The sequence below is a fragment of the Candidatus Nanopelagicales bacterium genome, from assembly GCA_030700225.1.
Lineage (GTDB): Bacteria > Actinomycetota > Actinomycetes > S36-B12.
In genome coordinates, this window is the sequence record JAUYJT010000041.1 from 21,014 (window position 1) to 27,283 (window position 6,270).

Annotated in this window: 11 protein-coding genes and 1 tRNA gene; 4 read left to right on the top strand and 8 right to left on the bottom strand. The window is 64.7% G+C overall.

The features are described from left to right. Positions 1-71: 71 nt before the first annotated feature. Entirely contained in the window at positions 72-290 is a 219-nt protein-coding gene (locus Q8P38_05525; protein MDP4014059.1) for a type II toxin-antitoxin system VapB family antitoxin, read from the top strand. 5 nt (positions 291-295) lie between these two features. Further along, positions 296-688, top strand: coding sequence for a PIN domain-containing protein (locus tag Q8P38_05530; GenBank protein ID MDP4014060.1), 393 nt, complete (start codon positions 296-298; stop codon positions 686-688). Positions 689-895: 207 nt separating this feature from the next. On the opposite strand, the gene Q8P38_05535 is transcribed toward Q8P38_05530, so the two are convergent. Next, positions 896-970: transfer RNA gene (locus tag Q8P38_05535), tRNA-Met, on the bottom strand. 79 nt (positions 971-1,049) lie between these two features. On the opposite strand from Q8P38_05535, the gene Q8P38_05540 reads away from it, so the two are divergent. Beyond that, on the top strand, positions 1,050-1,841 hold the full coding sequence (locus Q8P38_05540) for a tyrosine-type recombinase/integrase (protein ID MDP4014061.1): 792 nt from the start codon (positions 1,050-1,052) through the stop codon (positions 1,839-1,841). Positions 1,842-1,892: 51 nt separating this feature from the next. Next, the gene (locus Q8P38_05545) at positions 1,893-2,273 is read left to right on the top strand and encodes a hypothetical protein (GenBank protein ID MDP4014062.1); all 381 of its coding nucleotides are present in this window, start codon (positions 1,893-1,895) and stop codon (positions 2,271-2,273) included. A gap of 91 nt (positions 2,274-2,364) precedes the next feature. Here Q8P38_05545 and Q8P38_05550 read toward each other — a convergent pair whose 3' ends face one another. From Q8P38_05550 to Q8P38_05580, 7 genes are all read right to left on the bottom strand, one after another. After that, positions 2,365-2,913 carry a M15 family metallopeptidase gene (locus Q8P38_05550; protein ID MDP4014063.1) on the bottom strand — a complete coding sequence of 183 codons (549 nt, stop codon included), beginning with the start codon at positions 2,911-2,913 and terminating at the stop codon, positions 2,365-2,367. 315 nt (positions 2,914-3,228) lie between these two features. After that, positions 3,229-3,351, bottom strand: a complete 123-nt coding sequence (locus Q8P38_05555) for a hypothetical protein (GenBank protein ID MDP4014064.1) — start codon at positions 3,349-3,351, stop codon at positions 3,229-3,231. Then, entirely contained in the window at positions 3,333-3,926 is a 594-nt protein-coding gene (locus Q8P38_05560; GenBank protein ID MDP4014065.1) for a peptidoglycan-binding domain-containing protein, read from the bottom strand. The genes Q8P38_05555 and Q8P38_05560 overlap by 19 nt, the downstream gene beginning before the upstream one ends. A gap of 313 nt (positions 3,927-4,239) precedes the next feature. Beyond that, positions 4,240-4,575, bottom strand: a complete 336-nt coding sequence (locus tag Q8P38_05565) for a holin (protein ID MDP4014066.1) — start codon at positions 4,573-4,575, stop codon at positions 4,240-4,242. Then, positions 4,559-4,792 (bottom strand): hypothetical protein, encoded by a 234-nt coding sequence (locus tag Q8P38_05570; protein ID MDP4014067.1) that lies wholly within the window; start codon positions 4,790-4,792, stop codon positions 4,559-4,561. Before Q8P38_05570 ends, Q8P38_05565 begins: the two co-directional genes overlap by 17 nt. A gap of 2 nt (positions 4,793-4,794) precedes the next feature. Beyond that, positions 4,795-5,067, bottom strand: coding sequence for a hypothetical protein (locus Q8P38_05575; protein MDP4014068.1), 273 nt, complete (start codon positions 5,065-5,067; stop codon positions 4,795-4,797). A 13-nt stretch (positions 5,068-5,080) separates the two neighbouring features. Next, positions 5,081-6,270 (bottom strand): hypothetical protein (locus tag Q8P38_05580; protein ID MDP4014069.1); only part of this gene is annotated, 1,190 nt, incomplete at its 5' end.

A 6,270-nucleotide genomic window follows, 5' to 3' on the forward strand; every position in this document is an offset into this window, starting at 1 on the left:
TCGGGACCGGGGGCGACCCGAGGGCCTCTCGCTCCGTGATCGGCCTAGGCCGTAAGGTGTATGCTCTACACATGAGCCGCACAAACATCGATATCGACGATGAACTCGTTGCCCGCGCGATGAAGAAATTCGGTCTGCCGACAAAGAAGTCAGCTGTCGAACTGGCCCTGCGGCGACTCGTCGGGCCGCTGCTCACGGGCTCGGCCCTGGCGTCGTTTCTGGACGACATCGCGGGCACTGGCTGGGACGAGGAGCCCAGCGTGTTCGACGATCACGTCGACGTCGTGTAGCCCGCATGCTCATCATCGACTCTTCGGTCTGGATCGAGGAGCTGCGTTCGGGGGGCGGGGAATTCCCGGCGTTCGGTGACCTAAAGGCCGCGAGCGCAGATCAGTTCGCCGTGACTGAGCCCATATTGATGGAAGTTCTCGCAGGGGCGCGGCGCTTCGAACTTGTGCGGTCCAGGCTCAATGCGCTGCCACTCCGCGGCGTTGAGGCCTCCAGCGACTACGACACGGCCGCGACCCTCTTCCGTGCTGCCAGGGCTTCAGGCAAGACGGTTCGCAGTCTCAACGACTGCCTCATCGCCGCTGTCGCCCTCAGACTGTGCGACACCGTGGTCCATCGCAATGCTGACTTCGAGGTGCTGGCCGCGATGACGGACCTGACCACGCTCGACCTGCGTTGAGAACCGCGCGCGCGCCCACTGGCCTGCATACGCTGAGCTCCGCGGCCGGTTGGCGGTCATTGTTGTTGATGACCGACCGCACGAACGTCCGCCCACCGCACGCGCCACAGCCCTTCTTAGTGATCTTGAAGCGAAATCGGCCAAATGTGGCCGGTTTCGCGTTCAGAAGTGGCCGGAAGCGCTACAAGATCACGCAGTCGCCGCCGGTGGGGCGGGTGGGGCTCGAACCCACGACCGGCGGATTATGATTCCGCTGCTCTGACCAAACTGAGCTACCGCCCCGCGTTGAGGATAGCCGCCTAACGAGACAACTGACCATGACAAGTGTAGACATGGCCTCTCCGACGATTGGGAGGACGACATGGGGCCAGAGTGGGTGACGGCGATAGACGCTTGGGCGCGTGAGTTGCGCGCGCTCGGACGCTCCCCCGCGACCGTCGTCACCCGGCGCCGTTGGGTGACGCTCCTGGCCGGCTCCCCCGGTATGCCCGAGCCTGCCGCCGTGACCCGAGAGCATTTGATCGACTGGATGGCGGGGCAGACATGGGCGCCGAACACGCGCCGGTCAGCGCGAGCGTCTGCGCGTGGGTTCTTCGCTTGGGCGCGGGAGCGGGGCATTCGCGGCGACGATCCCACCGCGGACATACCGGGAGTGCGTGTCCCGCCGCCGCTGCCGCATCCGGCGCCGGAGGCGCGGTTCCGTGCCGCCGTGGCAGCAGCGACGCCACGAGCCGAGCTGGCGTTGATGCTGGCCGGATTCGCGGGGCTACGACGCGCCGAGATCGCCCAGGCCCGCCGGGAGGATCTGGACGACTTCGGGCTGTGGGTGCGGGGCAAGGGCGGACGGGCGCGACTGGTGCCTGTGACGCCGTCTCTGCGCCAACGGGTCGAGTCCTCGCCTCCGGGGTGGCTGTTCCCGGCACGGTGGGGCGATGGGCACATGCATGTTGACGCCGTTGGCAAGATGGTGCGGCGCGTGTTGGGTTTGGGTCCGCATTCGCTGCGGCATCGCTTCGCCACGAGGGCCTACGCGGCCACGCACGACCTGCGGGCGGTGCAGACCCTGCTAGGGCATTCGAGCCCGGCGTCGACGGCGGCGTATGTGGCGGTGGCGGATGAGGCGTTGTGTGCGGCTGTCGCGGCGGCGGCTTAGCGCGCGTCCAATGCGCGCAGGAGGGATGATGTGGGTATGAGGATTGGATATGTGGCCGTTGGGGTGGTGTTGGTTTTGGTCGCTTCGCCAGCGTCGGCGGCGACGATACCGACTGTTGTCGAGCGCGCGCCGGGGCCGCGCGTGGTCGAATACCGCGATCCCCGCCCTTGCCGGGTGGGGAAGGTGTTGGTGAAGGTGCGGGCGCCGAAACGCTACCGGGGGCGGCTGGTGCGAAAGCCCGTGGTGCAGTCGCGTTGGTATTGGAATGGTCGACGGATAAAGTCGGAGCGCTTCAAGAAGCGCACCGTAAAGGTGTTCATCAAGGAATGCCCGTTGAAAGGATCGCGTGGTGAGACTGTGGAGTTCACGTTCCGTTGGGGTGGGCGGGGCTTGTCTTGGTCTCGCGTGACGCGGGTCGCTTCGACGTTCTGATCCCCAGACAGCGAGAAACGCCCCCGTTGACCGAAGTCAACGGGGGCGTTGGGCCGGGTCCCATCCCGGCGGGGCAACGATCAATCTAGTCTCAGCGGGCCTCCACGTGCCACGGCTCACCGCGCACCGTGAACACGATCCCGACACGGCGAGCCAAGCGGCGTACACGTTTCGGTCGCCAATCCGCGAGCGACGTGTACCGGCCTCGATCCACGACACCGCAATCAGCGGCGCGGCCAGTCTCATGCATGGAGGTGCCGGGGTAGGCGGCGATCGGCCAACCGTCGCGTTGATACCGGTCCCACACGACTTGTTGCTGCGCGCGGGTGCGCAGCCCGGACACGATCAGGATACAGCGATGCAGGCGCCGCGCCATCCTATTGAGGCGCCGCAGTAGGCGCTTGTCCGTGGGCCAGTGGGTGCCGCCGCCCAGGATCAGCCACGGATACGGTGAGCGGGTGCGGAACACATTACGGCCAGCGGACCGCACCCAATACGTTGCGGCCTCAGCTTCAGTCTTGGTGAACTTGCGTCGACCCAAGCCTGGCTTGGTGGACCATCCGCCACCGAGCTTGCGGTGCACGCGCGTGACCCTGCCTGTTTGCCGGTTCTCCGCGAGCACCGACCAGACCCGTGTCACGGCAGCCGCCGTTTGATCCAAGTCACGGTGTGCCCGACAGCGAGGATCGTCATGCACACGGCCTCGACGAGGAAGGCTTGGCGTCGCGTCATGGTCGCCTCCTGAGTTTCCCGACGAGGTGGAAGGGATCCACTTGGTGCGGGATGACGTTGAGTAGGTGCGCGGCCGTTGTCCCGATCGCTAGCAGTGTCGGGACAGCGGTGAGTGGCTTGGTGAGCGCGGCGTGGCAACCCGAGGACAAGGTGCGCGCCTGTGTGCGATTCCAGGCGATCACATAGCCCGCGAGCCCGAGCCAACCCAGTGCTGGCGGGAGGTTCACGGCGTGGCCTTGGCTATGGCTTCGCGGACGATCCGCCACGCCTCCCGCACCAAACGGTCAGGGTGGTAGGTGAGCGCGTCGAGCTTGGCGCGCAGCGCGATCACGACAGTGCCTTCCACGTCAACGGACCAACCACACCATCTACGACCAGGTGGTGCCTGTGTTGTGCTTGCCGGACTCGTTTCGCGGTGAGTGGCCCGAAGCGCCCATCAACACCGAGGTCGCGCGGCCCGGGATCATCCTTATTGAGGCGCCGTTGTAGCCGTTTCACGGCGCGACCCTTATCGCCCTCGCGCAGGACCCGACGCCGCTTACGGCGTTTGATCCGCCAAGGTGACGTGTCATCGTAGGGGCCGGTGGACCAGCCGTCGGGACCCACACCGACACTCACATGCACATGGCTAGTGTGGGGATTCGAGCCGGTGTAGGGACGCCAGCCCTGATCGGCGTACTTCACGCTGAAAATCCGGCGATTCGTTATGCAATATTTAAGCGCGGGATGTTTCGACTTCTTCACGCGGCGCGCAATCCGCTTGATCTTCACGCCACCGAAGTCCATGATGTCGATCGCGGTCACCACACCCAAACCGGTCGGATTATGGTCGCTGGCTGTCGCTCGATGTGCCGCATCGCCAATGGTCCAGATCGTCGCATTCGGCCAGATCGCGCGCACCTCGGCGCTCAACGCTTCCAAGGATTCCGCCAGCCGCCAACTCATACTGCCTCCAGCCATTTCCACGACTCACGGCGACGGATGTAGCTCACCATCCGAGTCGAGACGCCATAGCCCGCATTTGTGGCAGATCCCGTCCATACGCGGCAGCCAGACGACGGATTCGCGCTCGAACGCTGGCGTAGTCGCTCGCCCAATGGTGGTAGCAGCTTCAGCGGCTTGACTTCACCATGTCTTCGCCATTGGGAGTAATGGCTCTCGCAGTAGCCTCGCGCCGAATATGGCCTATCGCAGTCGGGAAATGAACATCCTTCCTCCCTCACTGGCCAACCCATCACTCGCCGCCCTCATCGGGCGACTCCCGGTCGGTTGGTTTCACCTCTGGGGTGAAACCCCCACCAGTGGTAGTGACCGGCACGATCCGGCTAGGAATATCGGGGGGGGTGATCTCCTCGACACCCAGGCTCGGACCCGGCGCACCGACCTCCCAGGATGCCACGCTGGTCAGCACGGACAGGATCGCGGCCACCGCCGAGATTGACCCCACATCCACCCAGTCCACGTCTTGCAGGCGGAGCACGGCGGCGGTGCCGATGGTGGCGACAGCGGTTTGCGCGGCGGTCTTCACCGCGCGTTCGATCACAGCTCGGGCCTCAACCGGAATGCTCATGTGGTGCCTCCTTGAATCCTCGGATCGGTCGGAATCCTTGCTGCGTCATCACCGCGACGATGCCGATCTGGCGCTCTTCGATGGCGGTCATGCGCTCTTCGATGGGGGTGAGTTCTAGCCGCAGGACGTGGCGGAATCCGGCGAGGATCGCGCCGGCGAGCGCGAGCACCGCCAGTAATGCCCCGGCGACGGCGCCCCATTCGATGAGCGTGATCATGGCTACGTCTTAGCTTCAGCTTTCGCGACCTTCTCGGCCACGGCGGCTAGCTCAGCGGTCTCATGCTCCGTTTCGGCACCAGTGAGCAACGCCTCCAGCGCGGTGAGCTTGTCGCCGATCGCGGCGAGGGTTTCCGCGCTCTCCCCCGCCTTCTCGGCGAGGCGCCGCTTCAGCTCCCAATCGAACGCTTCCAATATCCACGGGTCGATGTACACCTGTTTGATGCGCGCGGCCTGTTGCTGCTTGGTGAGGCGAGCGTCGAAGTCGATAGCCATTACTTGTCCCTTCCTAGGCGGCGATCAAGCCGATGGTGCGCATCCTGGATAGGAGCGCGTTGAGTTGCGTGATCACGTCGGCGGCGTCGGTAGCGTCAGCGACGGCGGTGGGTTGTACCGCTGGGGTGAGCCCCCAAAACGCGAGTTTCTGTGTCGCGCCGGTGCCAAGTTTCGTGCCTGTGGTGGTGCCGAGAACGATGTCCTTCGCGTTGGTGATACTCACGCCGTTGTTGGCGATGATCTGTTGCGCGAATGTAGCCGCCGTGGTGGAGATGTTGAGTTGTTCGACCCATGTGATCGCGGCGTCCTCCGCGCCAGACACAGCCGTGTTCACGATTAAACCCGTGCCCGCGAGGTTCAACCGCCCCGCTGTTCCGGCGGCCTTGTACCGCCAGTTCAGGCCCGCGCCAGGGTCGCCGTAGTAGGCGTTCTGTTGGATAAGCAGGTTCGTGGTGCGGTAGTTGAAGATGCTTGAGCTGTACATTTCCAGCGCGTGCGAACCCGAGCTGGTGTCCCAGTTCTCGATGTCTGAGGCCGCGGCGCCGAACCCAACGCCACCAGCTTTAAGGGTAAGTTGCTTCGTCAGTGTCGCCGCAGCATCGGCGCTCCCAGCCGGAGCGAACAAGAAGTGAATGTTGTCGTTTCCTACGGACAGGTACGACGCAGCAGCGGCTCGCTTGTACTTCCACGCCGCCCCATCGTAATACAGGTTCTCCAACAGGATCATGGATTGTGACTGATAGTTGTAGAGCGCCCCCGAATATCCCTCCAGCACGCACGATCCTGATGTGGTTTGCCACGCCTCAACATCCAGCGAGCCGAAACTGTTGAGCGGCCCGCCGAACTGGCCTGACCCGGCGGCGGTGACCTTCGCGAGCACCGTGTCCGCGCTGTTCTGCCATTCGGCCAGGTTCGCGGTTTGCGCCGTATAGCCCTTCGACGTAAACGGCACCGCTGTCGCGTCCGTGACAGCGCACAGGATCGCGTTAGCGTCGCTGACACTGATCCCCGACCCTTGCGCGGTTTGACCACCCGTCCCATTCGACCGCAGCAGCACATTGTCCGTCGCACCGAGCGCACCCAGCAGGATCGCCGACGTGTCAGTGATGCCATGGACGGTTGTGGTGGCGGCCTCGTGCTCGACGAAGCCCCCGGGCTCGGGGCCGGTCTCACCCTGGATGCCCTGATCACCCTGGATGCCCT

Bases quoted from the DNA above. Each gene is read 5' to 3' on its own strand.
- Q8P38_05525 (MDP4014059.1), top strand. From the start codon at position 72: ATGAGCCGCACAAACATCGATATCGACGATGAACTCGTTGCCCGCGCG.
- Q8P38_05530 (MDP4014060.1), top strand. From the start codon at position 296: ATGCTCATCATCGACTCTTCGGTCTGGATCGAGGAGCTGCGTTCGGGG.
- Q8P38_05540 (MDP4014061.1), top strand. From the start codon at position 1,050: ATGGGGCCAGAGTGGGTGACGGCGATAGACGCTTGGGCGCGTGAGTTG.
- Q8P38_05565 (MDP4014066.1), bottom strand. From the start codon at position 4,575: ATGAGCATTCCGGTTGAGGCCCGAGCTGTGATCGAACGCGCGGTGAAG.
- Q8P38_05570 (MDP4014067.1), bottom strand. From the start codon at position 4,792: ATGATCACGCTCATCGAATGGGGCGCCGTCGCCGGGGCATTACTGGCG.
- Q8P38_05575 (MDP4014068.1), bottom strand. From the start codon at position 5,067: ATGGCTATCGACTTCGACGCTCGCCTCACCAAGCAGCAACAGGCCGCG.